The following is a 24,973-nucleotide window of genomic DNA, read 5'->3' on the forward strand; positions in this document are numbered from 1 at the left end:
TAAATGGACGGTTTGCCCATAGGGCCGATGCTCGCGGTATTTGCCCTGCTGATTCTCTGGTCAGGGCTGTTTACCGCCGTCGAAGCGGCGCAACAGCACCTGCTCGCGCAACGCACCGCTTCCCGCGCCAGCGACAAGCCCCTGGCCAGGCTCAGCTTCCCGCTCGACAGCCTGATCCTCTGCAATACCCTGTGCCGCGCCCTCGCCGTCATTCTGGCCACGCTGCTGGCAATCTTTCTCTGTGAAGAAAACGGCCCCTGGGCGGCTTGCCTTGGCGCCGGCGCCCTGCTGCTGGTTTTTGCCGACTATTTCCCCCGCGCCCTCGCCCAGCGTTATCCGGATGCGGTGTTGTCGTTCGGCAATACGCTGCTGGCGGTACCGCTGAAGGTCGTTTACCCGCTTGCCTGGCTGCTCAGCCGCGTCAGTGGTTTGCTGATGCGCCCGTTCATCCGCAAGGCCCAGGTGGTGCAACAAAGCGAAGACGATGTGCCGGCGGAGCGTCATGATGACCCCGATCATCCAGTGCGCCCGCACCCGGTTTCGGGCATCCATGCGCTGGATAACATCACGGTCAACGACATTCTGGTGCCGCGCAGCGATGTCGACGGCATCAACCTCGACGATCCGATCGAAGAAATCACCGAGCAACTGCGCCACAACCGTCGTACTCGTCTGCCGCTGTTTCACAGCGATATCAATCAGGTCGAGGCGGTGCTCAACACCCGGCAGGTCCGCCATTTGCTGGACAATGGCAACCTGACCCGCGAAGCCTTGCTGGCGGCCAGTTACGAGCCCTACTTCGTTCCCGAAAGCACCCCGCTGCAACTGCAGCTGCTGAACTTCCACAAGCAGCAGCGGCGGCTGGGCATGGTGGTGGACGAGTACGGCGAAGTACTGGGGATTGTCACCCTGGAAGACATTCTCGAAGAGATCGTCGGCGAATTCGAAAGCGAGCACAGCCTCGACAACCCGCACATCCACCCGCAAGCCGATGGCCGCATGGTGATCGATGGCGCGGCGTCGATTCGCGAACTGAACAAATGCCTGGGCTGGCACCTGCCCAGCGACGGCCCCCGGACCCTCAATGGCCTGGTGACCGAAGCGCTGGAAACCATCCCGGAAAGCGCGGTCTGCCTGAAGATCGGCCGCTACCGGCTGGAGATTCTCGAAACCGAAGAGAACCGGGTCAGCAAGGTCCTGATCTGGCACACCTCCTCAGCCCCGGCGCTCGCCCCTGCCCGCTAGGCAGCCCCTTGTTCAATCGTTAGCCACCTTCCTATAATCGCGGTGCTTACCCAAGCCCCGCCGAACCGCGTGCTTACCCCGCACCCGACAAATTCCGGCCGGTTCATTGGCAATATCCGCACCACACCGACGACTGTTCCTACCTGAAGCAGCGATCGCGCCTCATCCCACATCCCTGGGTGTTCGACCATAATAATTCGCTCCAACGGAGCTCATGACTGTCAGGGATCACCGCATGACGACCAGTACCGCTTACAGCGACACCACGCCCGCCCAACCGACCAACTCCGCCACCCGCGTGGCCACCGCGAGTTTCATCGGCACGGCCATCGAGTTCTACGATTTCTACGTCTACGCCACCGCCGCTGCGCTGGTGATCGGGCCGGTGTTCTTCCCGCAGACCTCCGGCACGGCGCAGATGCTCTCGGCATTCCTTACCTTCGGCATCGCCTTCCTTGCACGACCGCTGGGCTCGGCGCTGTTCGGCCACTTCGGCGACCGCATCGGGCGTAAATCCACTTTGGTGGCCTCACTGCTGCTGATGGGTGTCTGCACCACGCTGATCGGCGTGCTGCCGGGTTATGACACTATCGGCGCCTGGGCACCGATCCTGCTCTGCGTGCTGCGCTTCGGCCAGGGCCTGGGATTGGGGGGCGAATGGGGTGGCGCGGCGCTGCTGGCGACCGAAAACGCCCCGAAAGGCAAACGGGCGTGGTTCGGCATGTTCCCGCAACTCGGCCCTTCGATTGGTTTTCTGGCTGCCAACGGTCTGTTCCTGACGTTGGCCATGAGCCTGAGCGACGATCAATTCCGCAGCTGGGGCTGGCGGATTCCGTTCCTGCTCAGCGCCGTGCTGGTGATGGTCGGGCTGTACGTGCGCCTCAAGCTTCACGAAACCCCGGTGTTCGCCAATGCCATTGCCCGCCAGGAACGAGTGAAAGTGCCGCTGGTCGAGCTGTTCAGCCAATACTGGGCGCCGACGCTGCTGGGCGCCGCCGCCATGGTGGTGTGTTACGCGCTGTTCTACATCTCGACCGTGTTTTCCCTGAGCTATGGCGTATCAACATTGGGTTACAGCCGCGAGACTTTCCTCGGACTGCTGTGCTTCGCGGTGCTGTTCATGGCAGCCGCGACGCCGCTGTCGGCATGGGCCAGTGATCGTTACGGACGCAAACCGGTGCTGATCGTCGGCGGTGTGCTGGCGATTCTTTCCGGATTTCTGATGGAGCCGCTGCTGACTCAGGGATCGACCTGGGGCGTGGCGCTGTTCCTGTGCATCGAACTGTTTCTGATGGGCGTGACATTCGCCCCGATGGGAGCATTGCTACCGGAACTGTTTCCGACGCACGTGCGGTATACCGGCGCATCGGCAGCCTACAACCTCGGCGGCATCGTCGGAGCCTCGGCGGCGCCGTTCTTCGCGCAGAAACTGGTGGCGACGGGTGGTTTGAGTTACGTCGGCGGGTATGTGTCGGCGGCAGCGGTGCTCAGCTTGATCGCTGTGCTGTGCCTGAAGGAGACGCGCAATAACGACCTGAATCAGGTGGTGTAAGCGCAAAGATCGCTCCCGGGCGGGAGCGATCAGATGGCGTGATTACAGCTCTACAACAACAGCCTGGGAAGCACGGGTCGCCTTGGCGCGGGCCGCTTCAATCGACTCGTCACGCGCCAGCGCAACACCCATGCGACGCTGACCATTGACTTCAGGCTTGCCGAACAGACGCAGCGCGGTATCCGGCTCGCTCAGTGCAGCACCGAGGTTGGCGAATGCGGTCTGGGTCGACTGGCCTTCCACCAGAATCACCGCCGAAGCCGATGGGCCGAACTGACGGATCAGCGGCACCGGCAGACCGAGGATCGCCCGGGCGTGCAGGGCGAACTGCGACAGGTCCTGGGAAATCAGGGTCACCAGACCGGTGTCGTGCGGGCGCGGCGACACTTCGCTGAACCACACCTGATCGCCTTTGATGAACAGCTCGACGCCGAACAGGCCACGACCGCCCAACGCTTCGGTCACGGCTTTGGCAACGCGCTCGGATTCAGCCAGCGCCACCGGGCTCATCGCCTGAGGCTGCCAGGATTCCTGATAGTCGCCCTTTTCCTGACGGTGGCCGACTGGAGCACAGAACGTCGTGCCGCCGACATGACGCACGGTCAGCAGAGTGATTTCGTAGTCGAAATCGATAAAGCCTTCGATGATCACCCGACCTTTGCCGGCGCGACCGCCCTCTTGCGCGTAATCCCAGGCTTTCTGCACGTCATCGGCGCTGCGCAGCAGGCTCTGGCCCTTGCCCGAAGAACTCATCACCGGTTTTACGACGCACGGAAAGCCGAGGTCCTGAACGGCCTTGCTGTAATCCTCGAAGGTGTCGGCGAAGTGGTACGGCGAAGTCGGCAGGTCCAGCTCTTCGGCAGCCAGTCGACGGATGCCTTCGCGGTTCATGGTCAGTTGCGCGGCGCGAGCGGTCGGGATCACGGTGAAGCCTTCGGCCTCCAGTTCGACCAGCGTGGCAGTGGCGATGGCTTCGATTTCCGGCACGATGAAGTGCGGCTTCTCGGCTTCGATCACTGCACGAAGGGCGGCACCATCGAGCATGTTGATCACGTGGCTGCGATGGGCAACCTGCATGGCCGGCGCGTTGGCGTAACGGTCAACGGCGATCACTTCAACGCCCAGGCGTTGCAGCTCGATCACCACTTCCTTGCCCAACTCACCACAGCCACACAGCAATACGCGGGTCGCGGTCGGCGACAATGGAGTTCCGATACGGGTCATCTCAGGTCCTCAAAGAAGCGGATCATCGAGGAAAGCAACGCCAGACGCGCTTTCCATGGGGAGAAAGCGCGGCATTTTACATGAACCTGAGGGTTTGGCTTCAGCCGGCGACAGCCTGTTTGCGTTCGCGCCAGGCCATGATCAGCCAGACGGCGGTAACACCGGCGAACTTCGAGGCCAGCGCGGTGATAAGCACTGGCGGCGTCAGCAGGTCGATCATGCCAAAGAAGATGAAGGTATCGAGGGGAATGCTCAGCGCCGAACTGATCCACAAGCGGTCGCGCAACGGGCGCCTGGTGATGGTGAATACCAGCCAGTCAATGCACTCGGAGACCGCGAACGCCGTGGCGCTGGCCAGCGCAATCGATGGATCGGACGTGACATAAGACAGCACCAGTGCCGCCAGCATCGCCACGATCGCGCCATGACCGAAACGGGTCTGCACCATGTCGCGCAGCACGAACACCAACCCGCCCCAGGCCGACCAGATGATGTCCAGGTGCGGCGCGGTGGAGAAGGCGAAGTTGATCAGCACGACGCTGCTGATGTAAGAGATGAGGAAAATCATGGGGCGTGACCTGTCAATTTGGCGCACAGGTTACTTCAGCCCTTCGATGACGCCAATCAAATCGGCTATTGCCCCGGCGTTTTGCCGATCATCCAGACCAGGCCACTGGCCTTGGCCCGCTCATGGCACAGCCCGAGCACAACCCGGCGTTCATCATTGGTCATGCGGCTCCAGCGAGTGATCTCCTCGACCGTGCGCTGGCAACCGGTGCAAATATCGTCTTCGTCCAGCGCGCAAATGCTCACGCACGGCGAGGCGACAGGTCTTTCCGGGGTTGTCATTCTTCCTGCTCGACCAGATCGCGCGCATAGCGCTGGGAGTTATGCACATAGTGCGCGGCACTGGCTTCGAGCATTTTCTTCTGCGGCTCAGTGAGTTCGCGCACCACCTTGCCCGGCGAGCCCATCACCAGCGAGCCGTCAGGAATTTCCTTGCCTTCGCCGATCAGCGAGTTGGCGCCGATGATGCAGTTCTTGCCGATCTTCGCGCCGTTGAGAATGACTGCGTTGATGCCGATCAGGCTGTAGTCGCCGACCGTGCAGCCGTGGAGCATGGCGTTGTGGCCGATGGTCACGCCGGTGCCGATGGTCAGCGGATAGCCCATGTCGGTGTGCATCACCGTGCCGTCCTGAACATTGCTGTTCTTGCCGATCAGGATCAGTTCGTTGTCGCCGCGCAGCACGGCGTTGAACCAGACGTTGGCGCCCTCTTCCAGTCTGACCTTGCCCACCAGCACGGCATTGGGGGCGACCCAGCTCTGCGGATGGGTGTCGACACGGGCGTCGCCCAGGCGGTATTTCATCTTGTTTTCCTCAGGGCTCACGATGGCTGGCCGTTCGAACGATGGCTTCAGGTATTGATGAAGCTTTTGGGCGGTTGATGCAGGCTGATTCTGGCGTCATAGAGCAGGTTGATCAACTCGACGATCATGATTGCCGTCAGCCCCCAGATCTTGTATTCGCCGTAACGATAGCTCGGCACGTACCAACTGCGACCCTGATAGTCGATGCGGTGGGTGTGTTCGCGCGGATCCTTGCGGAAGAACTCCAGCGGCACACTGAACACCGCAGCGATCTCGGCATCATTGGCCTGGTATTCGACAAAATCGGGAATCACCCCGACATACGGAGTGACCTTGATGCCATGCAGGGAAATCAGCGGGCTGAGCGGACCGATCACTTCGACCAGTCCCGGCGGCAGGCCGATTTCCTCTTCGGCTTCACGCAGAGCGGTAAACACCAGGTCCGGGTCTTCCGGATCCCGTCGTCCACCGGGGAAGGCGACTTCGCCGCCGTGGGTCGAAAGGCCGCTGGCCCGCAGGGTGAGGACAAGTTCGGGTTCGTCACTGCGAGTAATCGGCACCAGGACAGCGGCCTCGGGGAAACGCGTGTCGGTCTCCAGCGTGCGCGGCGTGTGATTGCTTACCCGGTGCAGTAGCTCGTCCAGCATAAGTGTTCTCGATCGGTGCCTTACCCTGCATCATGCACCAATCATTGCGACCGCCCAACCCCCGAACGGGGGTCATGTCGCGAAACGACAACTTGCCGACTGACACCGCTGCACGCCAAGATAGGCGCAGCATTCAGGAACCCCAGCATGAAATTTTGCAGCCAGTGCGGCAACCCGGTGACCCAGCGCATTCCCGAAGGCGACTCGCGGCTGCGATTCGTCTGCGACAGCTGTCAGACGATTCACTACCAGAACCCCAATATCGTGGCCGGTTGTGTACCGACCTGGGGCACCAAGGTCCTGCTGTGTCGCCGCGCCATCGAGCCACGCCTCGGTTACTGGACCCTGCCTGCCGGTTTCATGGAGAACGGCGAGACCATCGAACAGGCCGCCATCCGCGAAACCGCCGAGGAAGCCTGCGCCCGGGTGCGCAACCTGAGCATCTACACCCTGATCGACGTGCCGCACATCAGTCAGGTGCATGTGTTTTTCCGCGCCGAGCTGGCGGATCTGGACTTCGCCGCCGGACCCGAAAGCCTGGAAGTGCAATTGTTCGACGAGAAAGACATTCCCTGGGACGAGCTGGCTTTCCGCACGGTGGGCCGTACTCTGGAATGCTTCTTCGCTGACCGGCGCGTCGAGGTCTATCCGGTTCGCTCCGAATCGATCCCGCCGCTCGCTCAACCGGCCATCACTTGATTTCGGCGGCGGCCGGCCGATAACCGGCTAACGCAGCCCGCGACAGCGCCTGCACACTATCTATAAATAAAGTATCTGCTTCATTTCCGGGGAATCGTTTCAATGCGCTGGTTGCTTGCCCTGTTCTGCCTGTCATTCGTCACCGCCTCCCAAGCGTCATTCGTGACCACCGTGACGCCTTCGAACACCCCATTCATCGAAAAAGTACTGGTGCTCAAATCGGCTCATCAACTGCAGCTCATAGCCGACGGCAAGCCACTCAAGAGCTATCGTATTTCCTTGGGCAAAGGGGCGAAAAAAGGCCCGAAACTGATTGAAGGCGACAAACGCACACCGGAAGGTTTCTATTGGATCGACTGGCGCAAGACCAGTGACAAATTCAACCTGTCGATGCACATCTCCTACCCGAACATCAGCGACTCCGCCCGCGCACGGCGCGAAGGCGTCGAGCCTGGCGGAATGATCATGATCCATGGCACACCCGACTCCGAGGACACCCCGGAACAACTGTTCCACACCCTCGACTGGACCGACGGCTGCATTGCCATGCGCAACATCGACATGCGCGAAGTCTGGAACCTGGTGCCGGATGGCACGATGATCGAAATCCGCCCCTGATTCTTTCACCAGGGTGCCAGCTCTCTGCGGGCCGCGATGCGGCCCTTTCTCCTGACCATTGGTCGCCCGTAAAAAATAAATTCAAAAGATCGCAGCCTGCGGCCAGGCCTGAACGGTGATACCACTTTCACCCGCCAGAACGGCCGCAGACTGCGATCTTTTGCGTTTCACAGTCCACCTCTAATACCACTTGAAACCACCCACCTTGAAACCCTCGAACCCATAGGCCTACAGGCATTTCCGACGCGTTGACATGGTATGCAAGTGGTATTAGTTTTCGCCCGACAACCGAGCGACAACAATCCTACATCAGCGCCGGAAATGCCTTACATGAACGACCTCCACGCCCTACGCCCCGACGACTCCCAGCCGACGCCGCTATACCTGCAACTGGCGCGCAACCTGGAAGCGGCGATCCATGCCGGCCAGTGGAAAGCCGAACAGGCGATGCCGTCGGAGCGCAATCTCAGCGAACTGCTGGGGATTTCCCGAGTGACCGCGCGCAAGGCATTGGAGGTTCTGCTCGACCAAGGTTTGATCCGCCGCCTGCAAGGTTCCGGCACCTTCATCACCCCACGCCTGGAACAACCGCTGTCACGCTTGTCGGGTTTCAGCGAAATGCTGCGCCTCAAGGGCTTCGTGCCCAGCTCGCAATGGCTGGAACGGGAAATCACCCTGCCCACCCACGAAGAACTGATCCGCCTCGGCCTGTCGCCGAACGACAAGGTCGCGCGCATGAAACGCCTGCGCAAGGCCGACGACACCGTGATGGCCATCGAGATGAGCACCCTGCCCGCCTCGATCATGCCCAAGCCACAGGTGGTGGGCGATTCCCTCTACGAACACCTCGACAGCATCGGCAAGCCGATCGTGCGCGCCTTGCAGCACATCCAGGCGATCAACGCCTCGGACGAGTTCGCCGCACTCGTCGGCATCGCCCCCGGCACCGCGATGCTGCTGATGACCCGGGTCGGCTACCTGGAAGACAACACGCCGATCGAAGTCACCGACACCTATTGCCGCAACGACTACTACGACTTTGTTGCAGAGCTTCGCCGCTGATCAGCAGCCAGGCCAAACGAGAGAAGCGAAATGTCTGAAGACAACATCCTCACCGCTGGCGGCTGGATTCGCGGCCGGCTGATCCACGAACACGGCAGGGTCGTGTCGATCGAAGGCGTGCCTTGCGATCCGGTGACCAATGACTTGCCGTATCTGCTGCCGGGTTTCATCGACCTGCACGTCCACGGCGGTGGCGGCAAGGACATCATGGAAGGCGCCAGCGCGTTCGAGACCATCACCAAGACCCACGTGCGCTTCGGCACCACCTCGCTGCTGGCCACCACCATGACCGCGCCGAGTGCCGAGATTTCCAGCGTGCTCAGGGAAGTCGGCGAGTTCTGTGAACAGCGCCCGAAAGGCTCCGCCCGAGTCCTCGGCGTTCACCTCGAAGGCCCGTACATCAATCCCGGCAAACTCGGCGCCCAGCCGAACTTCGCCCACACCGCGTTGATGGCCGAAGTCGAAGACTATCTGGCGCTAGCACCGATCCGCGTGATCACCATCGCCCCGGAAATCGCCGGCCATGACGGCTTGATTCGTGAACTCAGCAGCCGTGGCATCCGCATGCAGATCGGCCACACCCTCGGCAGTTACGAGGAAGGCGTCGCCGCCCTCGAAGCCGGCGCCACCAGTTTCACCCACTTGTACAACGCCATGAGCCCGCTGCATCACCGCGAGCCGGGCATCGTCGGCGCCGCCCTCGCCCACGCCACATTCGCCGAGCTGATTCCGGATTTGCTGCACGTGCACCCCGGCGCGATCCGCGTGGCCCTGCGTTCGATTCCGTGCCTGTACTGCGTGACCGACTCGACCGCCGCCGCCGGCATGCCCGACGGCGAGTACAAGCTCGGCAGCCACACCGTCACCAAATGCCTGGGCGGCGTGCGCCTGCCCGACGGCACGCTGGCCGGCAGCACCCTGACCATGGATCAGGCCCTGCGCAATCTGGTGAAAATCGGTCTGCCGATCGCCGAGGCCTCACAGCGTCTTTCGCAATTCCCCGCCGACTACCTCGGCATCACCGAACGCGGGCGCCTTGCACCTGGCGCCTGGGCCGACTGCGTGCGGCTGGATCGCTCACTCACACTGACCGCCGTCATGGTCGAAGGAGAAGACATTGACTTCAAAAATGCTTGAGGAGGCGCTGTCCTCGTTCGAGGCCGTGCAAGCCCAACTGCAGCAGCTCGACCCGCCAATGATCGAGATCGCCGGGCGCCTGCGCCGTCAGCCGCCGCAAGTGGCAATGACCGTCGCCCGAGGCAGCTCCGACCATGCGGCGAGCTACTTCGCCTACCTGACCATGCAGCAACTGGGGGTTCCGGTGGCGTCGCTGCCGATGTCGGTGGTGACCATGCAACAGGCGCCGTTGAAGGTCAGCGGTCAGGTTGCGTTCGCGTTTTCCCAATCGGGGCAGAGCCCGGATCTGGTCAACAGCCTGCGCCTGCTGCGCAAACGTGGCGCGCTCAGTGTGTCGATGGTCAACGCCGCCGATTCGCCGCTGGAGGCTGCCTGTGAATTCAGCCTGCCATTGCTGGCCGGCACCGAAAGCAGCGTCGCCGCGACCAAGAGTTTCATCGCCACCCTCAGCGCCAGCGCCCGTCTGATCGCCCACTGGAAAGAAGACGCCGAATTGCTGGAGGCGCACAACGCCCTGCCCGAAGGCCTGCGCGAAGCTGCGCAACAGGACTGGAGCCTGGCCATCGACGCCCTGCGCGATTGCGAGCGGTTAATGGTGATCGGCCGTGGCGCCGGTTTCGCCATCGCTCAGGAAGCCGCGCTGAAATTCAAGGAAACCTCGGCAATCCAGGCCGAAGCCTTCAGCAGCGCCGAAGTCCGACACGGCCCGATGGCCCTGATCGACGAACACTACCCGTTGCTGGTGTTCGCCCCGCGCGGTGCCGAACAGGCCGGTCTGCTGAGCCTGGCAGCCGAGATGCGTCAGCGCGGCGCCCGCGTGCTGCTGGCCGCACCGGATGACGTCAGCGAGCGCGACCTGACCCTGAGCCGCGCCGAGCACCCGGCCCTCGATCCGATCCTCGCGATCCAGAGTTTCTACGTGATGGCGGCCGGTCTGGCCGTGGCCCGTGGCATGGACCCGGATCAGCCGCGACACCTGAGCAAAGTCACCCGTACGCACTGAGTCCGAACCGAACGTTTTCCTGATGAGACCGAGCCATGCACAACAACAATAAAGAGCTGACTTTAAGCGCCCCGCTCAGCGGCCCGGTGCTCACGCTCGCCAACGTTCCGGACGCGGTGTTCGCCAGCGGCGCGATGGGCGACGGCATTGCCATCGATCCGCTGAACGACACCCTGTATTCGCCCTGCGCCGGGGTGGTGATCCACGTCGCCCGCACCGGCCATGCGCTGACCGTACGCGCCGACAACGGCGCCGAGCTGTTGCTGCACCTCGGTCTGGACACAGTGGAATTGCAAGGTGAAGGCTTCTCGATGCTGGTCAAGGAAGGCGCGCGGGTCAGCAATGGCCAGCCGCTGCTGCGCTATGACCTGGACAAGGTCGGCCGCCAGTGCAAAAGCCTGGTCAGCCTGCTGATCCTGACCAACAGCCAGGATTTCCAGGCGCGCCCCATCACCCTGAAAACGGTGAAGGTCGGCGAGCCGCTGCTGCACATCGTCGCTCGTCACAGCACAGCGGCGAATGCAGAAGAACTCGGCGGCCCGGAAGTTCTCGGTCACGTGCAGGTTGCCCATCGCGGCGGTCTGCATGCGCGCCCGGCGGCGTTGATCCGCCAGACCGCGCAAGGGTTCAAGAGCCAATCGCAGCTGCATTTCGCCGGCAAGTCGGCATCGTGCAACAGCCTCATCGGCTTGATGGGCCTGGCGATTGGCGAGCAGGACGAAGTGCAAGTCAGTTGCCAGGGCCCGGACGCACAGGCTGCGCTGCAAGCCTTGCTCACTGCGCTGGCCACCGCACTGCCCGAAGACCATCATGCCGCCGCACCGGTTGCCGCCGCTCCACGCAATCGCCCGGCAGAGGCTGGCGTGTTGCACGGTGTGTGCGCCGCACCGGGCCTGGTCGGCGGGCCGCTGTTTCGTCTGAACGCGATCAGCCTGCCGGCCGACAGCGGCAATCATCAGCCCGAACATCAACTACAGATTCTCGACACCGCGCTGAATCAGGTTCGCAGCGAAATCGACGGCACCCTCGCCCAGGCGAAAAAACAGCGCAATGCCGACGAAGAAGCGATCTTCGCCGCGCACCTGGCCTTGCTGGAAGACCCGGCCTTGCTCGACGCCGCCCAGCAATCGATTGAAACCGGCACGGCGGCGACCCACGCCTGGAGCCAGTCCATCGATGCGCAATGCCAAGTGCTGCAAAACACCGGCAGCCCACTGCTGGCCGAGCGCGCCAACGATCTGCGCGACCTCAGGCAACGAGTGCTGCGCGCCCTGCTCGGCGAAGCCTGGCACTACGACGTGCCGGTCGGCGCCATCGTCGCCGCCCACGAACTGACGCCGTCGGACCTGCTGCAACTGAGCGCGCAAGGCGTCGCCGGTTTGTGCATGGCCGAAGGTGGCGCGACTTCCCACGTGGCGATTCTGGCTCGGGGCAAAGGCCTGCCGTGCGTGGTCGCACTGGGCTCGGCGCTGCTCGATCAAGCGCAAGGCCTGTCGGTGGTCCTCGACGCCGACGGCGGTCGCCTCGAGCTGACGCCGAATGCCGAGCGTCTGGCCGAAGTGCAGCAGGCGCAAATCGACCGTCAACAACGGCGCGACGCCCAGCAGGCCCAGGCCCATCTGCCGGCCGAAACCCGCAACGGCGTATCCATCGAAGTGGTCGCCAACGTCGCCTCCAGCCACGAAGCGGCGGATGCGTTTGCCAACGGCGCCGACGGCGTCGGCCTGTTGCGCACCGAATTTCTGTTCGTCGACCGCCAGACTGCGCCGGACGTCGAAGAACAACGCGCCGCCTATCAAGCGGTGATCGATGCCATGGGCGACAAGTCGGTGATCATCCGCACCATCGACGTCGGTGGCGACAAACAACTCGACTACCTGCCGCTGCCGGTCGAAGCCAACCCGGTACTCGGCCTGCGCGGCATTCGCCTGGCCCAGGCCCGCCCGGAAATCCTCGACCAGCAACTGTGCGCACTGCTGCAAGTCAGCCCGCTGCAGCGCTGCCGGATCCTGCTGCCGATGGTCACCGAGGTCGACGAACTGCTGCACATCCGCCAGCGGGTCGATGCGCTGTGTCTGGAACTGGGCATCAATCAACGTCCGGAAATCGGCGTGATGATCGAAGTCCCGGCCGCCGCCCTGCAAGCCGAACAACTGGCCGAGCACGCCGACTTCCTGTCCATCGGCACCAACGACCTGTCGCAATACACCCTGGCCATGGACCGCGACCACGCCGGCCTCGCCGCACGGGTCGATGCCTTGCACCCGGCGCTGCTGCGCCTGATCGCCATGACCTGCGAAGGCGCGGCGGTGCATAAACGCTGGGTCGGTGTGTGCGGCGCCCTGGCTTCCGACCCGCTGGCGACGCCGGTGTTGATCGGCCTGGGCGTGACTGAGTTGTCGGTAAGCCCGGTACAGATCGGCGAAATCAAGGACCGCGTGCGCCAGTTGCACGAAGCCGAATGCCAACGCCTCGCCCGGGACTTGCTCAAGCTGAGCAGCGCCGCCGCGGTGCGTCATGCCTGTCATCAACATTGGCCTCTGCGCTAACAAAAACAACAAGGACAAACGCCATGTACCAACTCTTCATCGAAGGCCTGCAACGCCTCGGCCGCGCGCTGATGCTGCCGATCGCGATCCTGCCGATCGCCGGCCTGCTGCTGCGCCTGGGCGACACTGACCTGCTGAACATCGCGATCATCCACGACGCCGGCCAGGTGATCTTCGCCAACCTGGCAATGATCTTCGCCATCGGCATCGCGGTCGGCTTCGCCCGTGACAACAACGGCACCGCCGGCCTCGCCGGAGTGATCGGCTACCTGGTGATGATCTCCACCCTCAAGGTGCTCGACGCCAGCATCAACATGGGCATGCTCGCCGGGATCGTCAGCGGCCTGATGGCCGGCGCGCTGTACAACCGCTTCAAGGACATCAAACTGCCGGAGTACCTCGCCTTCTTCGGTGGTCGGCGTTTTGTGCCGATCGTCACCGGGTTCGCGGCGGTCGGTCTGGGCGTGGTGTTCGGCTACATCTGGCCGCCGATCCAGCAAGGCATCAACAGCTTCGGCAGCCTGATGATGGAAAGCGGCAGCTTCGGCGCCTTCGTCTTCGGCGTGTTCAACCGCCTGCTGATCGTCACCGGCCTGCACCATATCCTCAACAACATGGCGTGGTTCGTGTTCGGCAACTTCACCGACCCGACCACCGGTGCTCTGGTCACTGGCGATCTGTCGCGTTACTTCGCCGGCGATCCCAAGGGCGGCCAGTTCATGACCGGCATGTTCCCGATGATGATCTTCGGCCTGCCGGCCGCGTGCCTGGCGATGTACCGCAACGCCCTGCCGGAACGCCGTAAGGTCATGGGCGGGATCTTCCTGTCGATGGCCCTGACTTCTTTCCTGACCGGGGTGACCGAGCCCATCGAATTTGCCTTCATGTTTCTGGCGCCGCTGCTGTATCTGGTGCATGCGTTGCTGACCGGGTTGTCGATGGCGATTACCAATGCGCTGAACATTCACCTCGGCTTCACCTTCTCCGGCGGTTTCATCGACATGGTGCTGGGTTGGGGACGCTCCACCAACGGCTGGCTGGTGGTGCCGGTGGGACTGGTTTATGCCGTCATCTATTACGCGGTGTTCGACTTCTGTATCCGCCGTTTCAATCTGAAAACGCCGGGACGTGAAGACGTGACCGCTGCCGAGAAATCCGTGCTGACAGAAAACGAGCGCGCCGCTGCGTACATCAAAGCCTTGGGAGGTGCCGAGAATCTGGTCACCGTCGGCGCGTGCACCACGCGGCTGCGACTGGAAATGGTCGATCGCAACAAAGCCTCCGATGCCGATTTGAAAGCACTGGGTGCAATGGCCGTGGTACGTCCGGGCAAGGGCGGCAGTCTGCAGGTGGTCGTCGGGCCGATGGCCGACAGCATTGCCGACGAAATCCGCCTGGCGATGCCCGCATTGGGCCGAGCCGCAGCGACTGCTCCTGTCGCCGTCGTCGAAACCAGCGAGCCCGTTGCTATAGCCGCACCCCAGGTCCAGCAATGGCTGAGCGCCCTGGGCGGCAGCGACAACGTGCTGCAACTCGACTGCATCGCCATGAGCCGGATCCGCCTGCAACTGGCCGATGGCAAAGCGCTGTCGGAAAGCCGATTGAAAGAACTTGGATGTCTGGGTGTGAGCGCGCTGGAAGATGGCGTATGGCACTTGCTGGTGGGGGATCGGGCGCAGAGCCTGAGTGCGGCGTTGGAGGGGTTGGTTAATCGGAGTGAGGTGAGTGCAAAAGTCTGATGGTCGCCATCCAGTTTTGACTTTAAGCGATTACAAACAAGAGACCCGGCCCAGGCCGGGTTTCCTGTTTCATTTGAAGCAACCACCGCAGGACCGGAGCTTCCGAGGGGCAAGCTAAAACCAAATGGGAAGATTCGGTAAAACCCACACATCTTTAAACATTCGAAAATGGAACGCGGAGCGTCCCAGGCTGCATTCCCACGCGGAGCGTGGGAACGATCAAGCAGTACAAAGTTACCTTCTGCTTCCTGCTTCCTGCTTCCTGCTTCCTGCTTCCTGCTTCCTGCTTCCGCTTCTGCTTTCGCTCCCCACCACTCAACACGATGAGCGTTAGCTCGAGTAAGGCTTTGACGTGCCGGCCCCATCGGCAGGCTGAGTGGAGGGATTTATCCGGGGGTGGGAGCGCAGCGACCGTGCGGCGAAGCCGCATGCATCGAGAGGAGGTGCAGCGAAGCAAACCGTAGGCGATGCCCCCGGATGAATCCCGGAACGAAGGAACACCGAGCCAAAGCGAGGTGCCGAACGCCGGGGGCCCAGCGTTTTTGGTTACTTTTTTCTGGGCCGGCATTCCGGGCGTTTGAAAAAAGTGACTCGCCGTAAGGGCGAAACCGCCAGTGGCAACACCCGAAGCAACGGATATTCACTCAATCCCAAAAACCAAAAAACCCGCTGAAATCACTCCCAGCGGGTTTCCCGTATCAGCAGCCAAGGAAGATCAAAAATCCTCCAACCGCCACACTTCATAAGCCGGCGTCTCATAGGGATGGCTCAACTTAAGAGCCGCCACTACCGAGCGAATCAACTCATCGCCAACGACAAGCTCAACCTTCCACTCCTCGACCCGCTCAACCTGCCCAGCCTGACCAATGAACGGCTGACTCCCGTCCAGAGGCCGAAACTGACCCGTACCAAGCACCTGCCACGCACAGTGGTCATAGTCACCAATCCGCCCACCACCGGCAGCGAACACAGCATCCTTGACCACCTCGACATGGCTGTCGGGAACAAAAAACGCGAGCTTGTACACAGCGCTTAGTTCACCCACACACGAGCGTTACGGAACATACGCATCCAGGGTGCGTCTTCGTTCCAGTCTTCCGAACGCCACGAGTTCTGCACGGCACGGAACACACGCTCCGGGTGCGGCATCATGATCGTCACGCGACCGTCGCGGCTGGTGAGGCCGGTGATCCCGCGCGGCGAACCGTTCGGGTTGGCAGGGTAAGCTTCGGTGACCTTGCCGTGGTTGTCGACGAAACGCATCGCCACGCAACCCGACAGATCGGCTTCCAGCAGTGCCTCTTCGCTTTCGAATTCGGCATGGCCTTCACCGTGAGCGATGGCGATCGGCATGCGCGAACCGGCCATGCCCTGCAGGAAGATCGAGTTCGACTCTTGAACCTGTACCATCGCCACGCGCGCTTCGAACTGCTCGGAGCGGTTGCGCACGAAGTGCGGCCAGAACTCGCTGCCCGGGATCAGCTCGTGCAGGTTGGACATCATCTGGCAACCGTTGCACACGCCGAGGGTGAAGCTGTCGTTACGTTCGAAGAAGCCCTGGAACGCATCGCGGGCACGGCTGTTGAACAGTGCGGACTTGGCCCAGCCCTCACCGGCGCCGAGAACGTCGCCGTAGGAGAAACCACCGCAGGCCACCAGACCCTTGAACTCGTTCAGGTCGACGCGGCCGGCCAGAATGTCGCTCATGTGCACGTCGATCGCATTGAAACCGGCGCGGTCGAACGCTGCCGCCATTTCCACCTGACCGTTGACGCCCTGCTCACGCAGCACGGCAACCTGTGGGCGAATGCCTTTCTTGATGTAAGGCGCGGCGATGTCCTGGTTGACGTCGTAGCTCAGCTTGACGCTCAGGCCCGGGTTGTCTTCTTCCAGCAGCGCATCGAACTCTTGCTCGGCGCAGTCGGCGTTGTCGCGCAGACGCTGGATCTGGTAGCTGGTCTCGGCCCACTGACGTTGCAGCAGACGACGCTGGCCTTCGAACACGGTGTCACCGTTGAAGGTGATGTTGATCTGGCCGTTGTTGATCGGTTGACCGATCACCGACACGCAGTCGCCCAGACCGGCAGCGCTGAATTGGGCGAGGATGTCCGGGGTGGCGTCCTGGCGAACCTGGATCACGGCACCCAGTTCTTCGTTGAACAGGATGGCGGCGATTTCAGCGGAGCTTTCGGCAACGCTGTCCAGGTTCAGGCTCAGACCGCAGTGACCCGCAAAGGCCATTTCCACCACGGAAGTCAGCAGACCACCGTCGGAACGGTCGTGGTAAGCCAGCAGGTGACCGTCGGCGTTGAGGCCCTGGATCACGGCGAAGAACGCTTTCAGGTCTTCGGCGTCGTCGACGTCCGGAGCCTGCTTGCCGAGCTTGCCGTGAACCTGCGCGAGGATCGAGGCGCCCATGCGGTTCTGGCCGCGACCGAGGTCGATCAGGATCAGGTCGGTGGTGCCCTTGTCCATGCGCAGTTCCGGAGTCAGGGTCTGACGGATGTCAGCCACTGGCGCGAAACCGGTCACGATCAGGGACATTGGCGAGGTGACGGTCTTGTCTTCGCCGTTGTCGTTCCAGCGGGTGGCCATGGACATCGAGTCCTTGCCAACCGGAATGGTCAGGCCCAGCTCAGGGCACAGTTCCATGCCGACCGCTTTCACGGTGTCGTACAGACGCGCGTCTTCGCCCGGGTGGCCGGCAGCGGACATCCAGTTCGCCGACAGTTTGATGTCGGAGAGCTTGTTGATGCGCGAAGCGGCAATGTTGGTCAGGGTTTCGCCGATGGCCATGCGGCCCGACGCCGGCGCATCCAGCAGCGCCAGCGGAGTGCGCTCGCCCATCGCCATCGCTTCACCGGTGTAGACGTCGAAACTGGTGGCGGTGACGGCCACGTCGGCCACCGGAACCTGCCAAGGGCCGACCATCTGGTCACGGGCCACGAGGCCGGTGATGGTGCGGTCGCCGATGGTGATCAGGAAGCTTTTGCTTGCCACGGCCGGGTGGTGCAGAACGCGCTCGATGCTTTCGCCGATGTCGAGGTTCGACGGATCGAAGTCATCGCCCAGCTCGGCTTCGCGAACCACCGAACGATGCATGCGCGGGGCCTTGCCCAGCAACACTTCCAGTGGCATGTCCACCGGGTTGTTGCCGAAGTGGCTGTCGGTCACGGTCAGTTGCGGCTCGGCGGTGGCTTCACCGACAACGGCAAACGGGCAACGCTCACGTTCGCAGATCGCCTTGAAGCGCTCGAAGTCGGCCGGGCCGACCGCCAGAACGTAACGTTCCTGGGATTCGTTGGACCAGATTTCGTGCGGGGCCATGCCCGGTTCGTCGTTCGGAATGTTGCGCAGTTCGAAACGGCCACCACGGTCGCCGTCGTTGACCAGTTCCGGGAAGGCGTTGGACAGACCGCCCGCACCCACGTCGTGGATGAAGCTGATCGGGTTCTTGTCACCCAGCTGCCAGCAACGGTCGATGACTTCCTGGCAGCGACGTTCCATTTCAGGGTTTTCACGCTGAACCGAAGCGAAGTCCAGATCCGCCGAGCTGGTGCCGGTGGCCATGGAGGAAGCAGCGCCGCCGCCCAGGCCGATCAGCATCGCCGGGCCGCCGAGCACGATCAGCTTGGAGCCGACAACGATCTCGCCTTTCTTGACGTGTTCTTCACGGATGTTGCCCATGCCGCCAGCCAGCATGATCGGCTTGTGGTAACCGCGAACCTCGTCACCGTGCGGGGTGGTGATCGACTGTTCGAAGGTACGGAAGTAACCGGTCAGGGCCGGACGGCCGAATTCGTTGTTGAACGCAGCGCCGCCCAGCGGGCCTTCGATCATGATGTCCAGCGCGTTGACGATGCGCTCAGGCTTGCCGTACGGCACTTCCCATGGCTGTTCGAAGCCAGGGATCTGCAGGTTCGACACGGTGAAACCGGTCAGGCCGGCCTTCGGCTTGGCGCCACGGCCGGTTGCACCTTCGTCGCGGATCTCGCCACCGGAACCGGTGGACGCGCCCGGGAACGGAGCGATCGCAGTCGGGTGGTTGTGGGTTTCGACCTTCATCAGGATGTGCACCGGCTCCTGCACCGCGCCGTACTGGCGGGTTTCCGGATCCGGGAAGAAGCGGCCGGCGACGTTGCCGACGATCACCGAGGCGTTGTCCTTGTAAGCGGACAGCACGCCTTCGCTGTGCATCTGATAGGTGTTCTTGATCATGCCGAACAGGCTTTTTTCCTGGCTCTCGCCGTCAATATCCCAACTGGCGTTGAAGATCTTGTGGCGGCAGTGCTCGGAGTTGGCCTGGGCGAACATCATCAGTTCGATGTCGTGCGGGTTGCGCTTGAGACCGTTGAAGGCGTTGACCAGGTAGTCGATCTCGTCTTCGGCCAGGGCCAGGCCCAGTTCGACGTTGGCTTTTTCCAGCGCGGCGCGACCGCCGCCGAGGATGTCGATGGCGGTCAGCGGCTTCGGTTCGGCGTGGCTGAACAGACCGGCGGCCTGCTCGAGGTTGGCCAGAACGATCTGCGTCATGCGGTCATGCAGTACGTCTGCAATCTGCTGCGCTTCGGTTTCGCTGAACTGGCCGGCGACGTAGAACGCGATGCCGCGCTCCAGGCGCTGGATCTTGCTCAGGCCGCAGTTGCGGGCGATGTCGCTGGCCTTGCTCGACCATGGCGAGATGGTGCCGAAACGTGGCAACACCAGGAACAGACGACCGGTCGGCTCTTGAACCGGAACGCTTGGACCGTACTTCAGAAGGCGCGCAAGCACCTGCTGTTCGTCGCCGGTCAGGACGCCGGTGACTTCGGCGAAGTGAGCGAATTCAGCATACAGGCCACTGACAGCTGGAACCTTCTGGCTCAGTTGCTCAAGGAGTTTGCTGTGGCGAAAGGCAGAAAGGGCAGGAGCGCCGCGCAGGATCAACATCTTCGGGACAGCCTCGGGAAGGGGTGTGCTTTGAGGCCGTGCATTCTAGCCTAAACCGCCCTCAACATCACCCGAAACGCTACGCACGGTTGCACCCGGATGTCGAGTGGTGTTCCTGCCTTGAGGGTCAAATTTATCGGGTGTTGCAAGGCGGGTTATTTTTTCTGTCACAAAATGCCTTTCGGGCCCGTTTCTGCGGGGTTTCGCGCGGTTTTGTGATGCCTAGCAGACAACCCCTCGACTGTCGAGATATGGCGCCCGTTGTCCTTTGCGTATACTGCGCACATGTTTTCCCCAACGGCTTTGCGTCCGCGATACGCCAAATGGCTGATCGCTACCGGACTCTTCCTGATGCTCAGTGGCTGTGTTGATAAACCCAACACACTCGAGCGCGTAAAGGAGGATGGCGTGCTGCGGGTGGTCACCCGAAACAGCCCCGCCACCTACTTTCAGGATCGCAGCGGTGAAACCGGCTTCGAATACGAGCTGGTGAAGCGCTTCGCCGACGATTTGGGGGTCGAGCTCAAGATTGAAACCGCCGACAACCTCGACGATCTGTTCAACCAGGTCGGCAAGCCGAACGGTCCGGTACTGGCGGCCGCCGGCCTGGTCAGCAGCGAACAGCGCAAGAAGCAGGTGCGCTTCTCCCGCTCCTACCTCGAAGTCACCCCGCAGATCATCTATCGCAACGGCCAGTCACGCCCCACCGACGCCGGCGATCTGGTGGGCAAGAAGATCATGGTGCTCAAGGGCAGCACCCACGCCGAACAACTGGCGGAGCTGAAACAGAAATATCCTGGCATCCAGTACGAAGAGTCCGACGCCGTTGAAGTGGTCGACCTGCTACGCATGGTCGATGAAGGTCAGATCGACCTGACCCTGGTCGATTCCAACGAAGTGGCGATGAACCAGGTGTACTTCACCAACATCCGCGTGGCCTTCGACCTCGGCGACGCGCGCAGCCAGAGCTGGGCCGTGGCCGCCGGCGAAGACAACAGCCTGCTCAACGAGATCAACAGTTATCTGGACAAGGTGCAGAAGAACGGCACCCTGCAACGTCTGAAAGACCGTTATTACGGCCACGTCGACGTCCTCGGCTACATGGGCGCCACCACCTTCGCCCAACATTTGCAGCAGCGGCTGCCCAAATACGAACAGCACTTCAAGGCCTACGCCAAGAAAGAGAAAGTCGACTGGCGCCTGCTGGCGGCGATCGGTTATCAGGAATCGCTGTGGCAACCGGCGGTCACCTCGAAGACCGGCGTGCGCGGGCTGATGATGCTGACCCAGAACACTGCCCAGGCCATGGGCGTGTCCAACCGCCTCGATCCGAAGCAGAGCATCATGGGCGGCGCCAAGTACCTGGCCTACATGAAGGATCAGCTCGACGAGTCGATCCAGGAACCGGATCGCACCTGGTTTGCTCTGGCGGCCTACAACGTCGGCAGCGGTCATCTGGATGACGCACGCAAACTGGCGGCCAAGGAAGGGTTGAACCCGGACAAGTGGCTGGATGTGAAAAAGATCCTGCCGCGCCTGTCGCAGAAGCAGTGGTACAGCAAGACCCGCTACGGCTATGCCCGGGGCGGCGAACCGGTGCATTTCGTGGCGAACATCCGTCGCTACTACGACATCCTCACCTGGGTGACCCAGCCGCAGCTTGAAGGCGATCAGGTGGCAGAGGGCAATCTGCATGTGCCGGGGATCGACAAGTCGAAACCGGCTCAAGAGCCCGCCCCGTTGTAACAAACACCCCAAAATAAATGTGGGAGCGAGCCCGCTCGCGAAGGCGTCGTGTCAGCCGTCATCATCGTTGACTGATACAGCGCTTTCGCGAGCAGGCTCGCTCCCACAGCTTTTTTGTCGAGGCTTAGTGCTTGGCGGCGGCCAGGATCAGCGCTTTCATTTCAGAGACAGCAGACTTGAAGCCTACGAACAACGCGTGCGCCACCAGCGCGTGACCGATGTTCAGCTCGTTGATGCCCTTGATTGCGGCAACCGCCTCGACGTTGTGATAGTGCAGGCCATGGCCGGCATTGACGATCAGGCCCTGGGCCAGACCGAACGCTACGCCGTCCGCGACACGCTTGAGCTCTTCAGCCACTTCGGTCGGCGTTTCGGCATCCGCGTAACGCCCGGTGTGCAGCTCGATGGCCGGTGCGCCGACGCGCTTCGACGCAGCGATCTGCCGCTCGTCGGCGTCGATGAACAGCGATACCTCGCTGCCGATCTTCGACAGACGCTCGACCGCCGCCCTGATCCGCTCTTCCTGCCCTGCCACATCCAGACCGCCTTCGGTGGTCAACTCCTGACGAGTCTCCGGGACCAGACAGATGTGCGCCGGACGGATGCGCTCGGCGAACGCCATCATCTCTTCGGTGACGCCCATTTCGAAGTTCATGCGGGTTTGCAGCACATCCTTGAGCAGCAGCACGTCGCGCTCCTGAATGTGCCGACGGTCTTCGCGCAGGTGCACGGTGATGCCGTCAGCGCCCGCCTCTTCCGCGTCCAGCGCTGCCTTGACCGGATCCGGATAGCGCGTGCCCCGGGCCTGACGCAGGGTGGCGACGTGGTCGATGTTCACGCCAAGAAGAATGCGATTGCTGGTGGTCACGGATGCGCTCCTGAATGGAAAGATTCGGCGCACAGCATACGGCGAGATCAGGGCTTGCGAAACAGCTCGCGACTGACGAGAGGACGACCGCCCAGATGCACGGCCAAAGCTTGGCGCATCAAGCGCTTGGCGGCGGACAGCGCGCCCGGTGCCGACCAGTCGGCTTCGGCCATGGCCAGCAGTTCGGTGCCGTTGAACAGGCCGGGTTGCAGCAGATAGACCCGTTCGAGCCCGGCATCCACCTGCAAACGGTATAGGCCATCCGCAGCGATGGGTTCGTCGTTGATGTCGGTGTTCAGGGAGAAGCCGTAACCGAGGTCGTCGAGCAGCCGCCATTCGAAAGAACGCAGCAGCGGCTCCAGCGGCCGGCCTTCGGCCAATGCCAGCAAGGTCGCCGCGTAATGATCGAATACTGCCGGGTGTGGGTCTTCGGCGGGCAACAGGCGAATCAACAGTTCGTTGAGATACAGGCCGCTGAACAGCGCCTCGCCGACCATCCACGTGGCGTTGCCGACACTCTCCATGCGCCCCACGTTCTTCAACTCACCCTTGCCGCGAAACTCCACTTCCAGCGGCACGAACGGCCGCGCCAATGTCCCGGCCTTGCCCCGTGCACTGCGCAACACCGCCCGCAGCCGACCTTGTGGCGTGAGGAAGTCCACCAAGGCGCTGGTTTCGCGGTAGGCGCGGGAGTGGAGGACGTAGGCGGGTTGGGCGGGAGGCGGGCTTTGCGACATTGAGTTCTCGATGACGAAACGCAGTTTTACACACAAACCCAAAACTAATGTGGGAGCGAGCCTGCTCGCGATGAGGGTGTATCAGACAACAAGGATGTCGACTGAAATACCGCTATCGCGAGCAGGCTCGCTCCCACAGTGGGTATCGGTGTTCTCGGGATCAGCGCTTACAGGTCGCCGTAACCCAACGAACGCAGCGCACGCTCGTCGTCGGACCAGCCGCCCTTCACCTTGACCCACAGGTTGAGCATGATCTTGGAGTCGAACAGCAGCTCCATGTCCTTGCGCGCCTCGGTGCCGATGCGCTTGATGCGCTCGCCCTTGTCGCCAATGATGATTTTCTTCTGGCCGTCACGCTCGACGAGGATCAGCGCATGAATGTGCAGCGTCGCCCCCTGCTGCTTGAACTCTTCGATTTCCACGGTGATCTGGTACGGCAGCTCGGCGCCGAGCTGGCGCATGATTTTCTCGCGGACCAGTTCGGCGGCGAGGAAGCGGCTGCTGCGGTCGGTGATCTGGTCTTCCGGGAAGAAGTGATCGTTCTCCGGCAGATGGTCGGCGATGACCTTTTCCAGCGCGTCGAGGTTGTGCCCGTGTTGCGCCGAGATCGGAATGATCTGCGCATTCGGCAGCTGTTCCTGCAACCACGACAGGTGCGGCATCAGCTCGGCCTTGTCTTCGATGCGGTCGGTCTTGTTCAGTGCGACGATCAGCGGGCCGGTCACGTACTGCACGCGCTCGAGCACCATCTGGTCTTCGTCGGTCCACTTGGTGCGGTCAACGACGAAAATCACCACATCGACGTCTTTCAACGCGGCCGAAGCAGTCTTGTTCATGTAACGGTTCAGGGCCTTTTCGCCACCCTTGTGCATGCCGGGAGTGTCGACGTAGATCGCCTGCACGTCGCCTTCGGTCTTGATCCCGAGCATGTTGTGGCGAGTGGTCTGCGGCTTGCGCGAGGTGATCGCGAGCTTCTGGCCGAGGATGTGGTTCAGCAGCGTGGACTTGCCCACGTTGGGACGGCCGACGATGGCAACATAGCCACAGCGCGTTGCGTTTGTATCAGTCATTGCCATTCTCCACACCCAGGGCAATCAGTGCTGCGGCGGCCGCTACCTGTTCGGCAATACGACGGCTCACACCCTGACCCCGGCTTTTTTCATTCAATAGGACAACTTCGCACTCGACGAAGAAAGTACGGCAGTGCGGCTCGCCCTGGATATCCACCACTTCATAACGCGGCAATTCGCAGCCGCGCGATTGCAGGAATTCCTGCAGGCGGGTCTTCGGATCCTTGTTGGTGTCGACCAGCGTCAGGCCTTCGAACTCGCCGGCCAGCCAGGCCAGTACACGTTCGCGGGCGACTTCCATGCCGGCGTCGAGGTAGATCGCACCGATCAGCGCTTCAAGGGCGTCGGCCAGAATCGACTCGCGACGGAAACCGCCGCTCTTCAACTCGCCGGACCCCAGACGCAGGTAATCGCCCAGATCGAAACCGCGGGCCAGCACCGCCAGCGTCTCACCTTTCACCAGTCGTGCGCGCAAACGCGACAACTGGCCTTCGCGCGCCAGCGGGAAACGGTCGAACAAGGCTTCGCCGGCAACAAAATTGAGGATCGCATCGCCGAGGAATTCCAGACGCTCGTTGTTGCGTCCGGCAAAGCTGCGGTGCGTAAGGGCCAGGACCATCAGTTCCTGGTCTTTGAAGGTGTAACCGAGCTGACGCTCGAGACGGCTTAGAGAAACGCTCACGGTTTACCCACGCTGAGTTCGTGGCTGGATTCCACTGCCATCGCCGGGATACGGCGCAGGCCTGGGACAATTAACGCTGTGTTCAAAAATGACGTC

21 protein-coding genes are annotated in these 24,973 nt (G+C 62.2%); 10 read left to right on the plus strand and 11 right to left on the minus strand.

The features are described from left to right. Positions 1-3: 3 nt before the first annotated feature. Entirely contained in the window at positions 4-1,245 is a 1,242-nt protein-coding gene (locus CAF80_RS03910; RefSeq protein WP_074691225.1) for a transporter associated domain-containing protein, read from the plus strand. Between the two features lie 235 nt (positions 1,246-1,480). Then, positions 1,481-2,797, plus strand: a complete 1,317-nt coding sequence (locus tag CAF80_RS03920; protein WP_074691222.1) for an MFS transporter — start codon at positions 1,481-1,483, stop codon at positions 2,795-2,797. 42 nt (positions 2,798-2,839) lie between these two features. Here the strand turns inward: CAF80_RS03920 and purT are convergent, their stop codons facing one another. The 5 genes from purT to CAF80_RS03945 form a co-directional block, all read right to left on the minus strand. Continuing rightward, the gene (gene purT / locus CAF80_RS03925) at positions 2,840-4,021 is read right to left on the minus strand and encodes a formate-dependent phosphoribosylglycinamide formyltransferase (RefSeq protein ID WP_039769540.1); all 1,182 of its coding nucleotides are present in this window, start codon (positions 4,019-4,021) and stop codon (positions 2,840-2,842) included. 100 nt (positions 4,022-4,121) lie between these two features. Then, on the minus strand, positions 4,122-4,589 hold the full coding sequence (locus CAF80_RS03930) for a preQ0 transporter (RefSeq protein ID WP_074691220.1): 468 nt from the start codon (positions 4,587-4,589) through the stop codon (positions 4,122-4,124). Positions 4,590-4,654: 65 nt separating this feature from the next. Then, positions 4,655-4,870 carry a DUF1289 domain-containing protein gene (locus CAF80_RS03935; protein WP_007954618.1) on the minus strand — a complete coding sequence of 72 codons (216 nt, stop codon included), beginning with the start codon at positions 4,868-4,870 and terminating at the stop codon, positions 4,655-4,657. Continuing rightward, positions 4,867-5,391, minus strand: coding sequence for a gamma carbonic anhydrase family protein (locus CAF80_RS03940; RefSeq protein WP_025112181.1), 525 nt, complete (start codon positions 5,389-5,391; stop codon positions 4,867-4,869). The genes CAF80_RS03935 and CAF80_RS03940 overlap by 4 nt, the downstream gene beginning before the upstream one ends. A 47-nt stretch (positions 5,392-5,438) precedes the next feature. Then, a complete protein-coding gene (locus tag CAF80_RS03945) occupies positions 5,439-6,038 on the minus strand; it encodes a CoA pyrophosphatase (RefSeq protein ID WP_039769535.1) in 600 nt (199 codons plus the stop codon). 147 nt (positions 6,039-6,185) lie between these two features. Between CAF80_RS03945 and CAF80_RS03950 the strand changes: the two genes are divergently transcribed. From CAF80_RS03950 to nagE, 7 genes are all read left to right on the plus strand, one after another. Continuing rightward, entirely contained in the window at positions 6,186-6,737 is a 552-nt protein-coding gene (locus CAF80_RS03950; RefSeq protein WP_039769534.1) for an NUDIX hydrolase, read from the plus strand. A gap of 102 nt (positions 6,738-6,839) precedes the next feature. Then, positions 6,840-7,355, plus strand: coding sequence for a murein L,D-transpeptidase family protein (locus CAF80_RS03955; protein ID WP_039769532.1), 516 nt, complete (start codon positions 6,840-6,842; stop codon positions 7,353-7,355). Between the two features lie 330 nt (positions 7,356-7,685). Further along, positions 7,686-8,417 (plus strand): GntR family transcriptional regulator, encoded by a 732-nt coding sequence (locus CAF80_RS03960; protein WP_039769530.1) that lies wholly within the window; start codon positions 7,686-7,688, stop codon positions 8,415-8,417. Between the two features lie 30 nt (positions 8,418-8,447). Further along, a complete protein-coding gene (gene nagA / locus CAF80_RS03965) occupies positions 8,448-9,554 on the plus strand; it encodes an N-acetylglucosamine-6-phosphate deacetylase (protein ID WP_085666862.1) in 1,107 nt (368 codons plus the stop codon). Continuing rightward, a complete protein-coding gene (locus tag CAF80_RS03970; RefSeq protein WP_134334043.1) occupies positions 9,535-10,557 on the plus strand; it encodes an SIS domain-containing protein in 1,023 nt (340 codons plus the stop codon). The genes nagA and CAF80_RS03970 overlap by 20 nt, the downstream gene beginning before the upstream one ends. A 35-nt stretch (positions 10,558-10,592) precedes the next feature. Continuing rightward, positions 10,593-13,106 (plus strand): phosphoenolpyruvate--protein phosphotransferase, encoded by a 2,514-nt coding sequence (gene ptsP / locus CAF80_RS03975; protein ID WP_085666864.1) that lies wholly within the window; start codon positions 10,593-10,595, stop codon positions 13,104-13,106. Between the two features lie 23 nt (positions 13,107-13,129). Then, positions 13,130-14,845, plus strand: a complete 1,716-nt coding sequence (gene nagE / locus CAF80_RS03980; RefSeq protein WP_074691214.1) for an N-acetylglucosamine-specific PTS transporter subunit IIBC — start codon at positions 13,130-13,132, stop codon at positions 14,843-14,845. Positions 14,846-15,560: 715 nt separating this feature from the next. Here nagE and CAF80_RS03985 read toward each other — a convergent pair. Beyond that, positions 15,561-15,872 carry a YqfO family protein gene (locus tag CAF80_RS03985; protein WP_074691212.1) on the minus strand — a complete coding sequence of 104 codons (312 nt, stop codon included), beginning with the start codon at positions 15,870-15,872 and terminating at the stop codon, positions 15,561-15,563. A 5-nt stretch (positions 15,873-15,877) separates the two neighbouring features. Then, positions 15,878-19,774 carry a phosphoribosylformylglycinamidine synthase gene (gene purL / locus CAF80_RS03990; protein WP_074691210.1) on the minus strand — a complete coding sequence of 1,299 codons (3,897 nt, stop codon included), beginning with the start codon at positions 19,772-19,774 and terminating at the stop codon, positions 15,878-15,880. A 285-nt stretch (positions 19,775-20,059) separates the two neighbouring features. On the opposite strand from purL, the gene mltF reads away from it, so the two are divergent. Next, positions 20,060-21,520 carry a membrane-bound lytic murein transglycosylase MltF gene (mltF, locus tag CAF80_RS03995; RefSeq protein WP_011332593.1) on the plus strand — a complete coding sequence of 487 codons (1,461 nt, stop codon included), beginning with the start codon at positions 20,060-20,062 and terminating at the stop codon, positions 21,518-21,520. Positions 21,521-21,644: 124 nt separating this feature from the next. Here the strand turns inward: mltF and pdxJ are convergent, their stop codons facing one another. From pdxJ to rnc, 4 genes are all read right to left on the minus strand, one after another. Then, on the minus strand, positions 21,645-22,388 hold the full coding sequence (gene pdxJ, locus CAF80_RS04000) for a pyridoxine 5'-phosphate synthase (RefSeq protein ID WP_064382428.1): 744 nt from the start codon (positions 22,386-22,388) through the stop codon (positions 21,645-21,647). A gap of 47 nt (positions 22,389-22,435) precedes the next feature. Beyond that, on the minus strand, positions 22,436-23,125 hold the full coding sequence (gene recO / locus CAF80_RS04005; protein ID WP_039769514.1) for a DNA repair protein RecO: 690 nt from the start codon (positions 23,123-23,125) through the stop codon (positions 22,436-22,438). A 167-nt stretch (positions 23,126-23,292) separates the two neighbouring features. Next, complete coding sequence (gene era, locus CAF80_RS04010) at positions 23,293-24,195, minus strand: GTPase Era (RefSeq protein WP_007957369.1); 903 nt, start codon at positions 24,193-24,195, stop codon at positions 23,293-23,295. Beyond that, positions 24,188-24,877 (minus strand): ribonuclease III, encoded by a 690-nt coding sequence (gene rnc / locus CAF80_RS04015; protein WP_011332589.1) that lies wholly within the window; start codon positions 24,875-24,877, stop codon positions 24,188-24,190. The genes era and rnc overlap by 8 nt, the downstream gene beginning before the upstream one ends. Positions 24,878-24,973: the final 96 nt, after the last annotated feature.

The sequence above is a fragment of the Pseudomonas sp. B34(2017) genome (assembly GCF_002112915.1).
In the GTDB taxonomy this organism is placed as follows: Bacteria; Pseudomonadota; Gammaproteobacteria; order Pseudomonadales; family Pseudomonadaceae; genus Aquipseudomonas; species Aquipseudomonas pharyngis.

Excerpts from the sequence above, each read along its gene's own strand:
- CAF80_RS03910 (WP_074691225.1), top strand. The coding sequence starts at position 4 with ATGGACGGTTTGCCCATAGGGCCGATGCTCGCGGTATTTGCCCTGCTG.
- CAF80_RS03920 (WP_074691222.1), top strand. The coding sequence starts at position 1,481 with ATGACGACCAGTACCGCTTACAGCGACACCACGCCCGCCCAACCGACC.
- purT (WP_039769540.1), bottom strand. The coding sequence starts at position 4,021 with ATGACCCGTATCGGAACTCCATTGTCGCCGACCGCGACCCGCGTATTG.
- CAF80_RS03930 (WP_074691220.1), bottom strand. The coding sequence starts at position 4,589 with ATGATTTTCCTCATCTCTTACATCAGCAGCGTCGTGCTGATCAACTTC.
- CAF80_RS03935 (WP_007954618.1), bottom strand. The coding sequence starts at position 4,870 with ATGACAACCCCGGAAAGACCTGTCGCCTCGCCGTGCGTGAGCATTTGC.
- CAF80_RS03940 (WP_025112181.1), bottom strand. The coding sequence starts at position 5,391 with ATGAAATACCGCCTGGGCGACGCCCGTGTCGACACCCATCCGCAGAGC.
- CAF80_RS03945 (WP_039769535.1), bottom strand. The coding sequence starts at position 6,038 with ATGCTGGACGAGCTACTGCACCGGGTAAGCAATCACACGCCGCGCACG.
- CAF80_RS03950 (WP_039769534.1), top strand. The coding sequence starts at position 6,186 with ATGAAATTTTGCAGCCAGTGCGGCAACCCGGTGACCCAGCGCATTCCC.
- CAF80_RS03955 (WP_039769532.1), top strand. The coding sequence starts at position 6,840 with ATGCGCTGGTTGCTTGCCCTGTTCTGCCTGTCATTCGTCACCGCCTCC.
- CAF80_RS03960 (WP_039769530.1), top strand. The coding sequence starts at position 7,686 with ATGAACGACCTCCACGCCCTACGCCCCGACGACTCCCAGCCGACGCCG.
- nagA (WP_085666862.1), top strand. The coding sequence starts at position 8,448 with ATGTCTGAAGACAACATCCTCACCGCTGGCGGCTGGATTCGCGGCCGG.
- ptsP (WP_085666864.1), top strand. The coding sequence starts at position 10,593 with ATGCACAACAACAATAAAGAGCTGACTTTAAGCGCCCCGCTCAGCGGC.
- nagE (WP_074691214.1), top strand. The coding sequence starts at position 13,130 with ATGTACCAACTCTTCATCGAAGGCCTGCAACGCCTCGGCCGCGCGCTG.
- purL (WP_074691210.1), bottom strand. The coding sequence starts at position 19,774 with ATGTTGATCCTGCGCGGCGCTCCTGCCCTTTCTGCCTTTCGCCACAGC.
- mltF (WP_011332593.1), top strand. The coding sequence starts at position 20,060 with ATGTTTTCCCCAACGGCTTTGCGTCCGCGATACGCCAAATGGCTGATC.
- recO (WP_039769514.1), bottom strand. The coding sequence starts at position 23,125 with ATGTCGCAAAGCCCGCCTCCCGCCCAACCCGCCTACGTCCTCCACTCC.
- era (WP_007957369.1), bottom strand. The coding sequence starts at position 24,195 with ATGACTGATACAAACGCAACGCGCTGTGGCTATGTTGCCATCGTCGGC.